Annotated in this window: 24 protein-coding genes and 2 pseudogenes; 5 read left to right on the top strand and 21 right to left on the bottom strand. The window is 46.5% G+C overall.

Annotated elements, in window-relative coordinates:
- Nucleotides 1–90: 90 nt before the first annotated feature.
- Nucleotides 91–447 carry a VOC family protein gene (locus DNHGIG_RS16225; RefSeq protein ID WP_282200566.1) on the bottom strand — a complete coding sequence of 119 codons (357 nt, stop codon included), beginning with the start codon at nucleotides 445–447 and terminating at the stop codon, nucleotides 91–93.
- Between the two features lie 194 nt (nucleotides 448–641).
- On the opposite strand from DNHGIG_RS16225, the gene DNHGIG_RS16220 reads away from it, so the two are divergent.
- Nucleotides 642–896 (top strand): hypothetical protein, encoded by a 255-nt coding sequence (locus tag DNHGIG_RS16220; protein ID WP_282200565.1) that lies wholly within the window; start codon nucleotides 642–644, stop codon nucleotides 894–896.
- Nucleotides 897–951: 55 nt separating this feature from the next.
- Here DNHGIG_RS16220 and DNHGIG_RS16215 read toward each other — a convergent pair whose 3' ends face one another.
- The 20 genes and pseudogenes from DNHGIG_RS16215 to DNHGIG_RS16120 all read right to left on the bottom strand — a co-directional run bounded on the left by DNHGIG_RS16215 (nucleotide 952) and on the right by DNHGIG_RS16120 (nucleotide 11,572).
- Nucleotides 952–1,584: a DUF1492 domain-containing protein gene (locus DNHGIG_RS16215; protein ID WP_282200564.1), complete on the bottom strand. Its 633-nt coding sequence runs from the start codon at nucleotides 1,582–1,584 to the stop codon at nucleotides 952–954.
- A gap of 176 nt (nucleotides 1,585–1,760) precedes the next feature.
- Nucleotides 1,761–2,291 (bottom strand): Holliday junction resolvase RecU, encoded by a 531-nt coding sequence (locus DNHGIG_RS16210; RefSeq protein WP_282200563.1) that lies wholly within the window; start codon nucleotides 2,289–2,291, stop codon nucleotides 1,761–1,763.
- Entirely contained in the window at nucleotides 2,288–3,118 is an 831-nt protein-coding gene (locus DNHGIG_RS16205; protein WP_282200562.1) for a DNA adenine methylase, read from the bottom strand. The genes DNHGIG_RS16210 and DNHGIG_RS16205 overlap by 4 nt, the downstream gene beginning before the upstream one ends.
- Complete coding sequence (locus tag DNHGIG_RS16200) at nucleotides 3,115–3,297, bottom strand: FmdB family zinc ribbon protein (RefSeq protein ID WP_282200561.1); 183 nt, start codon at nucleotides 3,295–3,297, stop codon at nucleotides 3,115–3,117. Before DNHGIG_RS16200 ends, DNHGIG_RS16205 begins: the two co-directional genes overlap by 4 nt.
- Nucleotides 3,298–3,571: 274 nt before the next feature.
- Entirely contained in the window at nucleotides 3,572–3,838 is a 267-nt protein-coding gene (locus tag DNHGIG_RS16195) for a hypothetical protein (RefSeq protein ID WP_282200560.1), read from the bottom strand.
- The gene (locus DNHGIG_RS16190; protein ID WP_282200559.1) at nucleotides 3,826–4,377 is read right to left on the bottom strand and encodes an MmcB family DNA repair protein; all 552 of its coding nucleotides are present in this window, start codon (nucleotides 4,375–4,377) and stop codon (nucleotides 3,826–3,828) included. Before DNHGIG_RS16190 ends, DNHGIG_RS16195 begins: the two co-directional genes overlap by 13 nt.
- 259 nt (nucleotides 4,378–4,636) lie before the next feature.
- Nucleotides 4,637–5,392 (bottom strand): annotated as a pseudogene (locus DNHGIG_RS16185) (DnaB-like helicase C-terminal domain-containing protein).
- Complete coding sequence (locus tag DNHGIG_RS16180) at nucleotides 5,304–5,696, bottom strand: hypothetical protein (RefSeq protein ID WP_282200558.1); 393 nt, start codon at nucleotides 5,694–5,696, stop codon at nucleotides 5,304–5,306. Before DNHGIG_RS16180 ends, DNHGIG_RS16185 begins: the two are co-directional and overlap by 89 nt.
- A 44-nt stretch (nucleotides 5,697–5,740) precedes the next feature.
- Complete coding sequence (locus DNHGIG_RS16175; protein ID WP_282200557.1) at nucleotides 5,741–6,460, bottom strand: DnaB-like helicase N-terminal domain-containing protein; 720 nt, start codon at nucleotides 6,458–6,460, stop codon at nucleotides 5,741–5,743.
- Between the two features lie 58 nt (nucleotides 6,461–6,518).
- Nucleotides 6,519–6,785 (bottom strand): cyclic nucleotide-binding domain-containing protein, encoded by a 267-nt coding sequence (locus DNHGIG_RS16170; RefSeq protein ID WP_282200556.1) that lies wholly within the window; start codon nucleotides 6,783–6,785, stop codon nucleotides 6,519–6,521.
- Between the two features lie 103 nt (nucleotides 6,786–6,888).
- Entirely contained in the window at nucleotides 6,889–7,050 is a 162-nt protein-coding gene (locus tag DNHGIG_RS16165) for a hypothetical protein (RefSeq protein ID WP_282200555.1), read from the bottom strand.
- A gap of 503 nt (nucleotides 7,051–7,553) precedes the next feature.
- On the bottom strand, nucleotides 7,554–8,012 hold the full coding sequence (locus tag DNHGIG_RS16160) for a hypothetical protein (protein WP_282200554.1): 459 nt from the start codon (nucleotides 8,010–8,012) through the stop codon (nucleotides 7,554–7,556).
- A 101-nt stretch (nucleotides 8,013–8,113) separates the two neighbouring features.
- Nucleotides 8,114–9,103 carry a phage recombination protein Bet gene (gene bet, locus DNHGIG_RS16155; RefSeq protein ID WP_282200553.1) on the bottom strand — a complete coding sequence of 330 codons (990 nt, stop codon included), beginning with the start codon at nucleotides 9,101–9,103 and terminating at the stop codon, nucleotides 8,114–8,116.
- Entirely contained in the window at nucleotides 9,103–9,633 is a 531-nt protein-coding gene (locus DNHGIG_RS16150; RefSeq protein WP_282200552.1) for a host-nuclease inhibitor Gam family protein, read from the bottom strand. Before DNHGIG_RS16150 ends, bet begins: the two co-directional genes overlap by 1 nt.
- Nucleotides 9,634–9,696: 63 nt before the next feature.
- Complete coding sequence (locus DNHGIG_RS16145) at nucleotides 9,697–9,894, bottom strand: hypothetical protein (RefSeq protein WP_282200551.1); 198 nt, start codon at nucleotides 9,892–9,894, stop codon at nucleotides 9,697–9,699.
- Nucleotides 9,891–10,052, bottom strand: a complete 162-nt coding sequence (locus tag DNHGIG_RS16140; protein ID WP_282200550.1) for a hypothetical protein — start codon at nucleotides 10,050–10,052, stop codon at nucleotides 9,891–9,893. The genes DNHGIG_RS16145 and DNHGIG_RS16140 overlap by 4 nt, the downstream gene beginning before the upstream one ends.
- Before the next feature lie 17 nt (nucleotides 10,053–10,069).
- Nucleotides 10,070–10,372 (bottom strand): helix-turn-helix domain-containing protein, encoded by a 303-nt coding sequence (locus DNHGIG_RS16135; RefSeq protein WP_282200549.1) that lies wholly within the window; start codon nucleotides 10,370–10,372, stop codon nucleotides 10,070–10,072.
- 246 nt (nucleotides 10,373–10,618) lie between these two features.
- Nucleotides 10,619–10,801, bottom strand: coding sequence for a hypothetical protein (locus tag DNHGIG_RS16130; protein WP_282200548.1), 183 nt, complete (start codon nucleotides 10,799–10,801; stop codon nucleotides 10,619–10,621).
- 36 nt (nucleotides 10,802–10,837) lie between these two features.
- Entirely contained in the window at nucleotides 10,838–11,038 is a 201-nt protein-coding gene (locus DNHGIG_RS16125; RefSeq protein WP_282200547.1) for a hypothetical protein, read from the bottom strand.
- A 312-nt stretch (nucleotides 11,039–11,350) separates the two neighbouring features.
- Complete coding sequence (locus DNHGIG_RS16120) at nucleotides 11,351–11,572, bottom strand: helix-turn-helix transcriptional regulator (RefSeq protein ID WP_282200546.1); 222 nt, start codon at nucleotides 11,570–11,572, stop codon at nucleotides 11,351–11,353.
- Between the two features lie 159 nt (nucleotides 11,573–11,731).
- On the opposite strand from DNHGIG_RS16120, the gene DNHGIG_RS16115 reads away from it, so the two are divergent.
- The 4 genes and pseudogenes from DNHGIG_RS16115 to DNHGIG_RS16100 all read left to right on the top strand — a co-directional run.
- Nucleotides 11,732–12,190: a helix-turn-helix domain-containing protein gene (locus DNHGIG_RS16115; RefSeq protein ID WP_282200545.1), complete on the top strand. Its 459-nt coding sequence runs from the start codon at nucleotides 11,732–11,734 to the stop codon at nucleotides 12,188–12,190.
- 73 nt (nucleotides 12,191–12,263) lie between these two features.
- The gene (locus DNHGIG_RS16110) at nucleotides 12,264–12,680 is read left to right on the top strand and encodes an ImmA/IrrE family metallo-endopeptidase (RefSeq protein ID WP_282200544.1); all 417 of its coding nucleotides are present in this window, start codon (nucleotides 12,264–12,266) and stop codon (nucleotides 12,678–12,680) included.
- Nucleotides 12,681–12,790: 110 nt separating this feature from the next.
- On the top strand, nucleotides 12,791–14,506 hold the full coding sequence (locus tag DNHGIG_RS16105) for a recombinase family protein (protein WP_282200543.1): 1,716 nt from the start codon (nucleotides 12,791–12,793) through the stop codon (nucleotides 14,504–14,506).
- Nucleotides 14,470–14,892 (top strand): annotated as a pseudogene (locus DNHGIG_RS16100) (magnesium chelatase subunit ChlI family protein); the annotation flags it as partial. The gene DNHGIG_RS16105 and the pseudogene DNHGIG_RS16100, both read left to right, overlap by 37 nt.
- Between the last annotated feature and the right edge of the window lie 104 nt (nucleotides 14,893–14,996).

Here is a 14,996-nt window from a genome sequence, read left to right as displayed (position 1 = left end):
ACCACAATACCATATTAGCATGTCAAGATCCTCAAAAACCGCAAAGATTCCGCAATGAAACCGCAAAAGAAGCGCTACTGAACTACAATCTTACTTATGATGTTCCACATATTCAAATATGGATCCATCCGGATGTTTAACGGTCATGTTTGTTCCCGTCGGTACTCTCTGTGGACCTCTAAGAATCAATGCTCCAGAATTTATTAAGTATGTTTGAAATTCCTCGATCGAATCGACCTTAAAAGTTGCTTTTGTTGCCTTAAACGGTGCTAAGGATTCGTCTGTACCCGCAAGAATAAGTATATGACCGACTGAAGCAAGTTCCAGTCCCACCTCGGGGTATTGAAATCGTAAATCTGACTTAACACCTAGTAAATTTTCATAAAAATCTACAGCTGAATCTATTTCATTTACATAAACACGTACGTAGGTTTGTAGAATTTTCATGAGACTTTATTCCTCCCTTCGCTTTTCAGATATATATTTCAATATTTTATCACCCTTCCGTAATCTCCACCTACATCGCTAACTGAAACCGCAACGGACGTTCATGATTTATCTTCAAAGAACTCTTTGACTAGTTTTTCATATTTATTCCACAATTTTCATGTAAGATTCAAAAGGGAAAGGAGGTAAAATAAATGAATATTTCCAATATTTCTTCTCCAAACTCTGTACCTTATGGTATCCATCGTCAGAATCGAGTACATGAGCAAACAAATAAACAACAAGTGCACGGATCTCACAGGCATGGACATGGACATCATGGGAAAGTACAGCAGGTATCTAATCAGCAAAATCAATCTCAACAAACTGTTTCTAGCACCTACGATAGTTCAGGTACAACCATTAGTACTGACTTCTCTTCTAGTCAGTCGATAAACTTCCAAGCATAAATAGAAAAAGTGTACCGGTTTGAATTTCGGTACACTTTTTTACGGAAATACATCATCAATCTATAATTCCCACCAACATAGCAAACTCGCAGATGGCCTCCCTCTTCCAGTAGTCATGTGTCCTCTCCGAAATACTAAGTTTCTGCGCTACTTCAAGCACACTTCTCTTCTCGATGTATCTCATTCGCAATAATTGTTCCAAATGAGGCGCATACGACTTCAGTTCATCCAGTGCCTGCTCAATAGCTTCTTTCTCGGACTTGAGTCGCTCTGCTTTCTCTCTCCATTTCCTCATTGCGATCTCATAAGAAGTAACATACCCCTCAACGTCCACACACGCCTCTCCACCAAACGGCCGCGTACCGATCATAAGTCCGCGGATTTCATCCAGAGCCTTCTCATCCTCGTCATCTTCACCACGAATCTGATGGAACAGCGTCTCGGCTTTCTGTACGTGCATATATTCGCGGACATCGGTTGTATAAGCACGGCCAACCGTGACGAGTCGTTTGATCTTTGCTTGTGGAACACGGATCGAAGAGACTAGCCCAATCCCCTGTGCCTTCCGTTCAGCCGATCTGATGAGCGCAGGTAGCTTAGGATACCGCTTGAGTAACGCAACCACTTGTTTCTCTACTTGCTCATAGGTCATCTTCGGAAGCACCTCCACGAAAGCCAACTGTTCCATATGGATCTCCCCTCACGTCAATGCTATTTTAGGTTGCCTGTTACATAGAAACGCCGAAAAGAGGAATTAAGCCCTCTTGCTTTCGAACCTGCTTTTCTCGCAGTTCTCACACCGATTTATCAGTCTGCGCTCCTCATCGCCCTCATATTTTTGACCGCAATTCAAACAACAATAAGTCACGCACTTTCCACCTCCATTATCAGCTGATCCACTGCTGCAAGATAATCTACCGGCACCCCGCGCCCAGATCTCACCTGGAGACAAAGTCTGTCAAATTCATCGATCGGTATACTCTTTCGTCCCCCCGTTTGCGCAGCCGTCCAAGCGTACAATAAATGCTTCACTGTCAATAGATACACGGCATGTTGTTTCACGAACTCGACGAGCACAAATGCGATTCCGCCATGCTGATCCACTTTCCGTAAGTGATCTACCTGATGCTCATGGATGTCTTTTAGTGGCCAAGATGTCAATGAATGCGTGGACTTCGCCTCAAACTCGATCGCCCGCCCTCGGTACACTCCGGTGTAATCGACGGTGCTGGGCTTTTCGAATACGGCAACATGCTGGTTTTTGATCTTAGCGGGACCGAGCACTTTCATCGGCGTTGGACGCTTTGTAATGATCGCCAATCCGCGACGGTTGTAAATGTCATTCGACATGTTAATGAGTGCCTCAAAGCCCATTCCCCTGTTGGCGTATGTCACCTAGCATTCACCTCCGCGTCGAATATGGTCAATTGGTTATCTTCATAATTCATGAAGAGTAATTCCGTTCTCTTTGGACGACTTGTTCCTTTTTTAACAACTTGTGAACTTGTAAATGAATCGATCTCTATACGACGCCATCCTTTATATAATTGATTGATCATATCATGTTCGTAATACGACACAATCGCCTTACCTTTGATCGTTTCAAGAAGATCCGTCAATTCAATGTGATCCGTTTTCTTGAATCCTCCCTTATAGCGGTTCTCGTTTCCCACGTACGGCGGATCCACGTAGAATACTGTAGACGGTGAATCGTAGACTTGGATCACTTCACGAAAATCGCGGCATTCGATTTGTACATATTTGAAACGCTCAGCAAATGATCTGAGAAGTGTAATGCTCGTATGGAAATCTTTCGCTGGGTTTCTTGTGTTACCATGTCGCCATCCAGAACGATGATTATTTCCCGCTGTAACAGCTGAGCGATTGATATAAAACCATCGAACCGCTCTTTCAAAGGGATCTGCCGGCCACTCTTCCCATTTCCATTGTTCATAAAGCGCTCGGCTGTATGGCAATGTTTCTAATGCGGCTGCCATTCGGTCCGGATCTTTCCTCAGTTCAAGCAGAAAATTTACAACTTCTCCATCGATGTCATTGTATACCTCGAATTCTGCCGGTGGCTTTTGGGTCAGAACATGCGCTCCTCCAGCAAATGGTTCAACATAACACCGATGTCGTGGAATAAGGTTTATAATTATCTGAGCTAGTTTGCATTTGCCGCCGTACCACAAGAGAGGAGATCTGATTCTTACATGGCTCATTCATCCCACACCCCAGGCTGACGTGTGATCTCTACCGATCCAGTTCCACCATCCAGAAAGTTTTCATCAGACTGACAAACTGGACAAACAATGACAGACTGATCTTCAAAAGCTGTCTCTATCCCGAACAAAACGTTGCAATCTTTGCAACAGTACAGATGCATTTCAATACCTTGCATTCTTTCCCCTCCCTCTCAGCCCTCGATACTATACAACAAAACCTGTCTTCTCTTGCTCAATCCGGGCCTCTTGATACCTATCCTTTAGCCCATCGGCCACCTTCTTGGCTGTCTCTCTTTTCGGAAAACGTTGTAAGCCATCCCCAACTTCTACATTCAGCACCTTCGCTACTTCACCCGTCTCCTCGTAAACGCCTTTTCTCGTACCACTTCGGGTGCATGGCGTCTTGTCGGAGTCGTTCGGCGTCGATCAGTTGGAATATCATCTCGCGGTTCATTTCCCACTCCGTCCTCCGATCATATCCCGGATCCTCGTTGCCTTTTCAAGCAACCTGTTCACTTCGTACACAACGTCCATGCCAATCCCAGATGTCAGCTTTTGACGGAGTTCGTCCTGCCAATTTCCCCAAGGTCTTATCTCGATGGCAAACTCTCTCAGGATGGACTTCAGCTCGTCAAGCTGCTTCAGTTGCATCCGAAGGCTTTCCAATTCCCTTTCGGCCTTGGCAGCTCGATCAGTTTCCTCTCTCAGTTGCTGCACCAATTTTGTTCCCACAAGGTAACCCAATTCTTTTTATCTTTCTTGTCTTCAACGTAGGCTTCGAACAGTTTCCTGCGATTACTAAAGAATGGGTGTCTATCACGGTCCGTTCGCGAGATCACTATGTGATATAACAACGTGACAGGAATTTCGATGTCGCGAAACCGCGCTGCCTTTGCCGTGTGTAAGTTTCCGTTCTCTGGGTTGAATGTCACCAATCCCACGTCCTCGGGCAATTCATCTGGGTGGATCAGCTCTTTAGGACACGCAAAGTACAGTCGGTGACAAAACTGTCGGTATGCCGGCCACTTCTCATCCCGCAGAAAACCCTGGCGATCTACTTTAACCTCGTATGCCGTGACACAAGGGCTTGACCAGCTCGGTTTTATCGCCAGTCCGTCAATCCGTTTCAACTCACCAGGATGAGCAGTCCATGTCGGACCGGTTTTGACTTCTGTGAGCCAGACATCTTTTTCATGACGTTTTGATAAGGCACGTAAAATCTGATCTGCACGCACTTTCTTTGGCCTACCGCTCATAAAACTTTTCTCCTCCTCTCATGCATGCGGCGATGTCATCGCTCCTACTTTTGCCGGTTGTGCCGTTCAATCGTGGCGATGGTCGATTGTTGAATCTGTGCTTGCGAATCCTTCCCGGTCACCACATTCTTTGATTTGAGCAAGTTTTAAAGCGAGCTTGTTCAGTTCTTCGAATGCTTTCTGTCTTTCAGGAGTTCCCGTTCCGTTTCCCGCTCGATCGTCTGTAAAAGTTTCACGATTTGCCTCATGATCATGACTTTCACCCCTTTGTGAGTGTCATGGGATCGAAGAACTTCTGATATGGCTTGATAAACCCGAGTTCCACCGTGCCGGTCGGTGCATTCCTGTTTTTCGCGAAGATGATTTCCATGATTCCCTTCTTCTCCGTATTCGCATCGTAGTAATCGTCCCGGTGCAAAAGCCACGATATCCGCTTCCTGCTCGATTTGACCGGATTCCCTCAGGTCGGACAGGACCGGTTTTTCTCCTGACGTTGTTCCACTCCTCGGCTTAACTGGGAAAGTGCAACGACCGTACAGTTACATTCACGCGCCAGCTCTTTCATCTCGATAGCTGCCTCCGTCACGAAATCGAACCTGCTCATATTCCGTGGCCTCCGGATACGCTGTAGATAGTCAATCGCCACAACAAGCCTTGCATCAGGCCCGATTCTTCTCCGTAACCGTCTCACTTCACGTTTGATATACGTGACGGTCATCGATGCTGTATCGTCTATAAGAAAACGATCCGGTAGCTCGCTCAGTGTTTTGGCTATCAGTTTCCACTGGTCATCATCCAGGTCGCCAGATCGCAAAATCTGAAGATCAATCTGTGCCTTTGAAGCAACGATCCGGTTCATAAGGCCTCGATCTTTGTCCATCTCAAGCGAGAACAACGCAAAATATGTATTCTCGTGCTGCGCGACGTTATACCCGATGTTCAGGACAAAGGTCGTTTTGCCGATAGACGGTCTGGCGCCTATCACGATAAAGTCTTGCTCTTGTAAACCGCACATGTAAGCATCGAGGCTTGAAAGCCGGTTGGTGTCCCCGAAAGCGTCCCCGGTTTTTATACAAGGTCTCAAGCGCGTCCATATATGGGTGAATTAACTCAGTGATTGATACGAGACCACCGATTTTGGTACGGACAGGCTCAGCTTCTGAAAGCCGCTTTTCGGCTTCGTCGAACAACTCGCGACTTGAGCCATATGCCCCTTCCAATGCCAGTCTCACGATCTCTTCACCGGCACGAATCAACCGCCGTCGCTCGGATAGTTCACGAATGCGTTGTGCATATTCGCGAACGTTCCAGCTCGTCAAATATTCAATGCCCTTGGTCGTTAACGGAATAAGCTTCGAGCGGATCAGTTCGTCCGTCTTTTCGGCGATAAAAGCTGGGCAACAGAGACCATATCGACCCGTTTGTTTGCGTTATACAGACGGATCATAGCTTTCCAGATGCGTTCACACAGCGGATCGTAGAAGTCACTCGAATGCAGGAGATCAACGATGTCTTCAAGCCATTGCTCGCGCGCAAGCAGTCCGCCAACGAGGATTTCCTCGGTCTCTTTCGAGTGAGGAAGGCCATTAGCCGCTTGCATGGAGCAACCTCCTAAGCGTACGCTGCACGCTTTCCGGCATCTGCTTTGAGTATGCTTCCGCATTGGCCAAAGCGGATGCACCTGCAACTTCAGCATGCACCTTCTTGATATCCCCGATTTTTTCCACTCGCTGTTTATCGCTTTGAAGAAGTAGAACATGGAATTCACGTCATACTGTTCCGCAATGGATTTCATGGTTTGTAGGATGAAATCGAGTGGGATTTCAGATTCCGCCAACTTGCTGATATATCCGATATCCGCGCTTGTTAGCGAATGGATCTTGATTCCACGTAGAGTTGCATAGCATTCTGCTATTTCTCTCATCGAATCACGCACGCGATCATCATCATCTTTTTTGTTTATATTTATGTTTAGGTATGTGCTACTTCCGCGCTCCTCGTGTGTCAACTGGAACGCTCCTTCTGTGCCTACTTCTGTGCCTACTTCTGTGCCTACTTCTGTGCCTACTTCTGTGCCAACCACTGTGTCTACTGGTGTGACTCCTTCTGTGCCTACTTTTGACGGTCAGAAAGTAGAGAGATCATTTTGTATTGGCCTGCTTGATTGGACTTCCCTTCTTATACTGAATTAGCCCAAGTTGTATTAGACCGTTTCTCGCCTTGTCTAATCCCTGTCTGGACAATCCAGTCATCAGTTGCAGCGTTTGATTCGGTGCCGAAAACCATTCCTTCCAGCCAGTCTGATTGTTTATGGACATCAACGCGTACCATAAAGCAATCTGTCCGGTGGAAGCGCGGTTTATCATTACCCAATCGCGAAACGCATTCAACTCGAGGATGTAATTCACGTCCAATCACCTACTTTCTCTGCTGGATGATTGATTCACAATTACTTCTTAATGAACACAACCTTCTTCCACTTACCGCAGATCCGGACATCGGCGGCTATCATCACTCTTTTGAAAGGTCTCCATTCTTTGCAAAGTCCATCGCCCACCACCACAAAAGATGAAGGTGGCCTATAGCTGTGGGCAACGAAATATCCAAGGCTTTTGCCAGCCTTTTGGTTTTCGGGTGCCGCGCAATTTCCTGATGGCTTTTCAGCCAGGCCATGGGACACCACCCCGTTGTATCAGTCGCCTTGTTCATGGCCTTGTGTGCGCTACCACAGCGGATTCGACATGTTTGAGCACATCCATCCGCGTCAGCACCCCAGAAGCGGCCCTTCAACAACTTCCCCATTCGCAAACACCACCTTCACCTTTGCCTTGCGGTTTTCACGTATCCAAAAATCTGCATTTCACACATCACCTATCTTCATCAATCTGATATAAAATAATTGAAAATCTATTATTAGATACTGGAGGGATCTTACATGTCTGAAACATGGGAAGAACTTTTGGCCCTTATGAGGGGCGCTATATCATTCTTGATTTGATAACGACCAAGATTTCACTCATGAATGTCGTTGAATTTGCGACAAGAATCAGCTATGATAGCCACACGTTCATGGTTGAATTGAGAAATGGCGGAAAAATCCATTTCCCGACGACCATCGAACCATATATTGACGAAGATGATCGGCTCGTCTGTGTCAACGAAGACGGGGATTCACTCTACATCATTCCTCTCCTGTACAGCCGGTTTAGGCTCGAATTTTTCAAAGCCAACCGTATCGATTGATCAAGTGACCATTGATACCCCTCAAGTGTCATGGGAAGTGGTACAGCTTTGATGATGGCCAGTCGATTAGGATTAATGACCGGAATATCAGGTGACACGGCTTTCGCCAGTCGCCAATACGCTTCGAGTTCATTTCTCGCTTCGATCATGGCAATTACCGGTTTTCCTTCCACGGCCATTTTCATGAATCGCTCCGCAATCTTTCGGCTTTCCGCCGCTTTCGGATCGTCAAATGAAAGCTGTCTCTCAATATTCTCGATCATGCCAACGGCTTCTACTTGGGGGCCTAAAGCCTGTTTCAGAATTTCTACCTGATGAAGCGCTCCACCGTAATACTGGGGAATGTTGCTACCCCTTACACTTGGTTGGGACGATTTTGCCCAATGGTACATAAATCAAAACTGCGGGCATTGCTTGTTCCCTCCTTCTTTTTGTCATTAAACGTCATCAAAACCTCGTCACGGTTCCCCATACGGGCGGCCACCGCCGCCCATTATTCTTCCCACGGAAACTTCTGATCTGGATCCAGTTCGTCGGGTAAATCACCAAGCAAGTCATCGAGTGTTGATTGCTCTATAGCCTGATCATGTTCTATCTGTGGTGTTGCTGGCTGATCTGGGGATATCGGTTGATAGCTTTTGAAATACTCGATCAGCTTGCTCGCTTCTTCGCTTGTCAGTTCTTTGGTGCTCGATTTTCCTGTGATCGCGATCATACATTCACGAATCTCGTCATCGGAGAGGTTCTTTTCATGCGCGATCGCGAAGATGGCTTTGCGCTGTTTTTCCGATGCCATCCTTGGTTGATCATGATTGATCGTATAGACAACGGATTGCTTTTGATTAGGTCTGATTTTCTCGGACTCTTCCGGCGGGGTCACATCGATCATATCCGGCTCCTGCATTCCCATTTCCTCCGGCGCATAGAGACCCGTGATCGTGTAGCATTTTTTGAGAGCCAGAACCTCCGCAACTTTTTTGATCATCGCACTCGGATGAGACTTCCAAACGGGGTTTTTCGCGCTTAGTGCATCGTAATACTCCTTGAAATCTACCAATTCGATATGCGGCTTTCGGTTTTTCCGATAGACGAGGGCGTACGCTTTCGTAATAGGTCCACTACCATCACCGGTTTCATGATGAATCTCACCAGTGATCGGGTTGTATTTGAATGTGTCCCCTTTCCGCACTTCTTGACTGATCAGACCCTCGAAATCTTCTTGTCGTTGTGCGTAATTGCGTAGACCATCCCGGCTGACCATGATGGTCGGTGTATTGCCGTACTTGATAAACCAGATCTCTTTAAGAAAGGGGTCCAACTGATACCGGTTGGCCAAATGCATGAGCATGACGAACTCAGCGTCGGTTGCTCCTTTCGCAACGGTATCGCGGATAGCTTGCAGCTTTTGCTCGTTTGATACGTTTAAAGTCGGCATGGATGAACCGCCGGTAACAACTTGCAGATTGGCTTTTGCCTCCGCCATTACTCAGCCACCTCCACCGAGAATTTGATGCCACGATCCACCACCGTAATGCCCTCGATCACCTGACCATTTTCGTCAATGGCGACGCCGTTTTCCGTGCTGACGATCATTTTCTTTAACGTCGACCAATCGACGTTCTCCTTAACCTTGACCGCTTCTGGCTGATTCTCTTTTGTCCACGCAAGAAGCTTTTCTTCATCTCTGATGTAATCCGGTTCTTGTTTGCGGGCCTTTAGCGTACCGTGCGGCAATTTGATGGTTTTTGCTTTCGGATTCTCTTCAAGTACCATGCGATGGTACGCTTGAAGCAAGCTCTCAAAATACTCTGCATCTTTTTGAAGAGCGCCGTTCACGTCCTCTAGCCACAACTTGATCCGCTCGATCTCTTTGTCTGCGATGGATTGGTTTTCCTCCATCTCTCTGCGGATCTTGGCCAGTTTACGCAAAGCCCAGACGGCTTTCTCCTTGGTGTCGATAACGAATGATTCACGCATTTCTTGCGACTGGAATGCCTGTTCTTGTAGACTCATAAACACCCCTCCGTTGCTTAAATTTGCAGCTTTAGGATACAATGGGGACATCCATAATTACCCTTACCCCAATTCCTGGCTCGATGTTGCCGCATCGGGCCTTCGTTTTTGCAAATACAACCTCGCTTCTTCCGTAATAATTGCCTGCTTCCAAATCTCGATAGGGCACCTGACACATTCGTGAAGTAGTCCTGCCTGCCTGAACGAACACCATTCGCATATTTGCTTCTCGTAATAGCCAACCGCTTCAGCCGCGTTCATGAAGCCAATCCCCGTATCATGCGATAGAGCTGAACCTTGTAATCCGACAACTCCGCACGTACATCTTGCGTCACATCGTAAGGCAAGTTCGGTGTCCGTAAGAACTCTTCTAGCTGCATGATGTGGCGTTGGATTTCCTCCACTGTTTCAAACCTCATAAATTTCCAAGCTCCTTTCATGCAATCTGAAACTTACTGAGTACCGCAGCAACATCTCGAATCGCATGCATGATCTGAAAGAAAGCTTGCGCTTGTTCCTGACCTCTGAGTTGTTGAGACAAGTAGGCTTCAACGATCCCGTTCGCCCTTGTCGCAAATGCCCAATTCACAAAGAGATCAATCTCTGGCATGTCTTTTCCGTTTTCGATTCGCGAGATCGTATTTCTGTTTGAATGTAACTGTTGAGCGAGTGCATCCTGTGACAATCCGGCCATCTCCCGACACATTCGAAGCAGTGCACCAACCTCAGTTGATGTCATCTACACACCCCATTTCTGCACGAATTTTGTGAGAAAAGGAGGCTACTATGCTTAACCAAGCCGTTGTATGCTATTACCAGATGAAAAGCCTCTCACATCGAACCAACCGGTATCCTCGCTGGGCCAAGTCCTCCCCGGCTTGGTGGTTCTCCTTCTCGCATCTCACTCCCTCACTCTGCCGCTCGTTCGGACATCCCCCGGCGAGCGGGACATGCCCCCAATGATCGTCCATCCACTAAACTCGGTTTATGATTGCAATATCCTGGCACGTTCCGCCCGAAGTTCCTTGATCCGCAAGATAATTTCCTCCCGACGTTCATCGGACGTTTCCTTGCGACCGTACTCAGCGGATAGACGCGAGTGTTCAACTGCGATTTTTGTTAAGCGGTCAAGTTGATCGTCGGATACTTCAAACCTTTTTATAACCAATCCATTCACCCCCCTCACACTCACTACCCTTGTTGCTCAAGCCGACTCCTCCTGCTCCCTCTTCTTCTGTTCCGTCTTTTTGGCGAACCGTGAAGAATCCAGTACGATATTAAGAGCCTTGACCATCCGTTCCATGTCCGGCTCGAATACTTCACGGATTGTGATTCCAGGAGGGTCTTTGATGTCAGAAACCTTTTTGATCTGTTCCTTGGGTTCCTGAAGCTCTTGCGGCTTCAACGTGAATCCCCCCTTTATGCACTGGTGACTTCCTGTTAGTCTCCTCCTCTAACAACTACGCCACTGAAACACAAAGAGCTTTGGCGATTCGTTCCAGAGTATCTAATCATGGATTGAATTTTCCTTTTTCAATACGGCTTAATGACTCTTGCCGTAAGCCTACATCCAATCCACCTCCAGCTAAAGATCTTGCTCGATTGGCACTACGGCGTTACTTCATCGGTCTGCGCTTGAAGGATGTCTTGCATTTCAGTGGTGAACGTTCAATCGATCACCTCTTGTACAAATTTCAAATTGCGCAAACTATGCAGGTTAAGCTGTGTTCCTTTTCGGAACATCACCTTCAAAAAAAATTTGATCTACAGTTGTCTGAAGAGCGTCAGCGATTCTTTTCGCTACCCTCATAGAAGGTGTTTTTCTTCCGGCTTCAATGTTTGAATAGTATGCTCTTGTTATTTTTGCGAGTTCCGCTACTTGCTCGTGGTTCATATTTAACTCCAAGCGACGTTGAATTAATCTTTCTCGTTGCTGCATAGTCTTCACCTCACTTTCTCGTTCCGTTTAGGAACAACATCTACTTTTATAATAGTTCCGGTAAGGAACATTGTCAACGCTTTTTTGTTCCTAAAGTCAACGTTTCTTTTAGGAACGTTTTTAGCTAAAATTAGGTTACAATGTTCCGGTGGTGATACAATGGAATCATTTGCGACGAGATTCAGGCTTTTAAGGGAACAAAAAGGTTGGACTCAAGATAAAGCAGCGGAAGTACTGGGAGTCTCGCGATCTACGATAGCGGGATACGAATCTGAGATAAAAGGTCGAATTCCCCGTGATGAAACCTTGCTCAAAATTGCTGATATTTTCGGCGTCTCAGTTGACTACCTACTCGGCCGCACCGACGATCCGTCATATACTTCACAAACAGACGACATGATGAGAAAACTCTCTTCCCGCGAGAAAAGAGAAGTGGACAAGTTCCTGAAGGACGCTGAGGTGATGTTCTATGCTCTTCCCAACATGAGCGAAGAGGATCGAAAACGCATTGAAGATGTCATGATCGAACTCTTTTTCGAGGCGAGAGAGTTGAACAGACAAGCGAGGCGTAAAAACAAAGAGAAGAAAGAGCAACAAGGAAACGACACCAACGCTTGATTAGGTTGTGTCGTTTTCGCTTTCTTTTGGAGCATATCGAATTTTATCGAGTGCTTTGGGGAGAGGATGATACGTGGATATCAAACGTCGCGTAAGAAATCTTGTTAGAAAATATAAAACAAACTGTCCATTTGAACTTGCAGGCTATTTGAACATTAACGTACGTTTCAAGAGTCTCCCTGACAGCTACCGTGGATTTTATTTTAGAGCTCGCACACGCCGTTTTATCGTTATAAATGATAAAATATCAGAAGAATGGCAACGTTTCGTCTGCGCCCACGAGCTAGGCCATGATCGTCTCCACAGAGGTTTACTCGGCTACTACTTCATCGAACAACACACCCTCTTCAACCCTGGGAAGTATGAACGGCAAGCCAACCTTTTTGCAGTGCATCTGATGACAGCTTTCAGCGAGATTGAAGAACATGAGACGCTTGAGTGCTTCTATGCTAGGAACGGTGTACCGCAAGAGATGGTGGGAAAGTTTTAAAAGCGTAACCAAACCGAGGTTTTTACTCGCCCATCGAAATTGTTAAGCATAGTTGGGCTTTTATTTTCATCTACAAACGCGAACATAAGTTTGGTAACGGAGGAATCATTATGGCAATTACACCACAGTATCAAATCCGCGCTGCTGTCTACGGACGCGTTTCAACAGAAGAACAGGCAGAACGTGGTACAATCGAAAACCAGCTTGAATTCGGCCGGAAATATGGCGATCTCCATCAAATTGAGATAGTTCGCTGGTACAAGGATGATGGCGTGTCTGGTACGATTCCCCTTGAGTCGAGAGAAGAAGGCGCAAAACTGTTGGAGGATGCAAAAAAAGGCGTGTTCAACCTCCTATTGATCTACCGACTTGACCGTCTCGGACGATCGGCACGCATCATTTTGAACGCTGTCCATGAACTCGAACAGTACGGCGTGAAAATTCGTAGCATGACAGAGCCTTTTGACACCGGTGATCCGAACGGGAGATTCCTTTTGACCATTCTCGCAGGGGTCGCAGACTTGGAACGCGAGACCATCCTGGAACGTATGTGGCACGGTGCTAATCGTGCAGCACGAGAAGGCAGGTGGCTTGGCGGTATTGTACCGTATGGATACCGAGTGAACGACGAAAGCTACTTAGAAGTGAATGAGGAACCGCTCCCAGGCATGGATATGAGTGAAGCAGATGTCGTTCGGCTCATCTACCGTCTAACGGTCGAACAAAAGATGTCAACTGTAAAAATCGCAGACTATTTGAACGCACTCGGGGTCCCTCCCTCCTACACGAAAGACGGCCGCAAGGTGAAACGAGGAAAACGTCAAGAAAACACAGCGGGAATATGGAGACCATCGCGGATACGCAATATGATCATCAATGAGACTTATAAAGGTATCCACCACTACGGAAAAAGAGCATCAAAAGAAAGAGACCTTATACTCCGACAAGTTCCGGCAATCGTTTCTGAAGAAGTGTGGGATAAAGCCCAACTAGTCTTACGTGAAAACCAGATAGAATCCATGCGAAACGCGAAGAGACAAAACCTCTTGCGCGGACTTATCCGTTGTGGATGTTGTGGCCTCAATTATGGCGCGACTCGTTTTCCGAGTTCAAAGGGAACACATAAACCTTATTATATCTGCAACGGTAAAACAACTTATCGAGGTCCCTATCTTGGAAAGTGTCCATCGAGGAATATTCCTGCCGAATGGATCGAAAAAAAGGTCTGGGACGCTTGTTTAGCGTTTATAGAGAATCCGGGTGAGGCCATGAAGGAATTGGCAGCTACGATGGAAACAAGGTCTTCTTGTAATGAGGACTATGAAGCAGAAAGAAATCTCATTATGAAGGCCATTGAGGAAAAGGAGATCGAAAAGCAAAGCATTCTTGACCTGTTCAGAAAAAAGATTATCGGTAGTGCCGATGTGGAGATACAGTTCAAAAAGATAGAACAGGAAAAAGCTTCTTTACAAGAACGTGTTAAGGTGCTCTCTGAACAAATTGAAGAAGAACAAGATCTCTTGAAGAAGTTCGATAATCTCCAACAGTTGCTAGCCAATCTCAGAGAAAAGTTGCGAAACAACGACAGTTTTGAAGTTCGTCGAGAGATTGTAAAAACACTTGTCAAAGAAATCATTATCCACTCACACCTGCCTAATAACGGCCGTAAAAAACCGAGGGCAACCGTGGAAGTTCGTTATACCTTTTTCAAAGGTGTTAACCACACGGATGCCCGTGTGGCTTTTATAGTACGGATTCGCTCACCCCATGTACGTGCACCCCTCAGCAAGTTCACAGATATCGGAGCAAATTATCAGGGCCGTTGATCGACCGTATCGATCTTCATGTGGAGGTGCCTAACATATCGTATTCTGATGTTACTTCGGTACAAGCAGGAGAGACATCGTCTTCCATTCGTAAACGTGTAGAACAAGCGAGACAACGTCAAATGGTCAGATTTCCACACAAAACGATACCAGTAAACGCCTGGATGACCACAAGGGAAATACGCACCCACTGCAAACTATCCCCTGAAGGACAAATGCTCTTGAAGCAAGCATTCGAAAACCTCGGTCTATCGGTACGCGCCCATCACCGCATTCTTAAAGTGGCACGGACAATCGCGGATCTTGAAGGAGTTGAAGAAATCCTTGCAGATCACGTGGCTGAGGCCATCACTTACCGTACAATGGATCGACAGTTTTCCAAGTAGCCACTCATGCCGCAAGCGGCGCCATCAGATGATGGAACTTGTGCGGGAATCGAGGCTTTAGTCTGCCACAATCAACGGAGTGTCCTTTTGGGTGGATGGTCTCG

This window comes from Collibacillus ludicampi (assembly GCF_023705585.1).
Taxonomy (GTDB): Bacteria; Bacillota; Bacilli; order Tumebacillales; family BOQE01; genus Collibacillus; species Collibacillus ludicampi.
The sequence above is the reverse complement of the archived record's forward strand: the minus strand, read 5'-3'. Positions and strand labels throughout refer to the sequence as shown.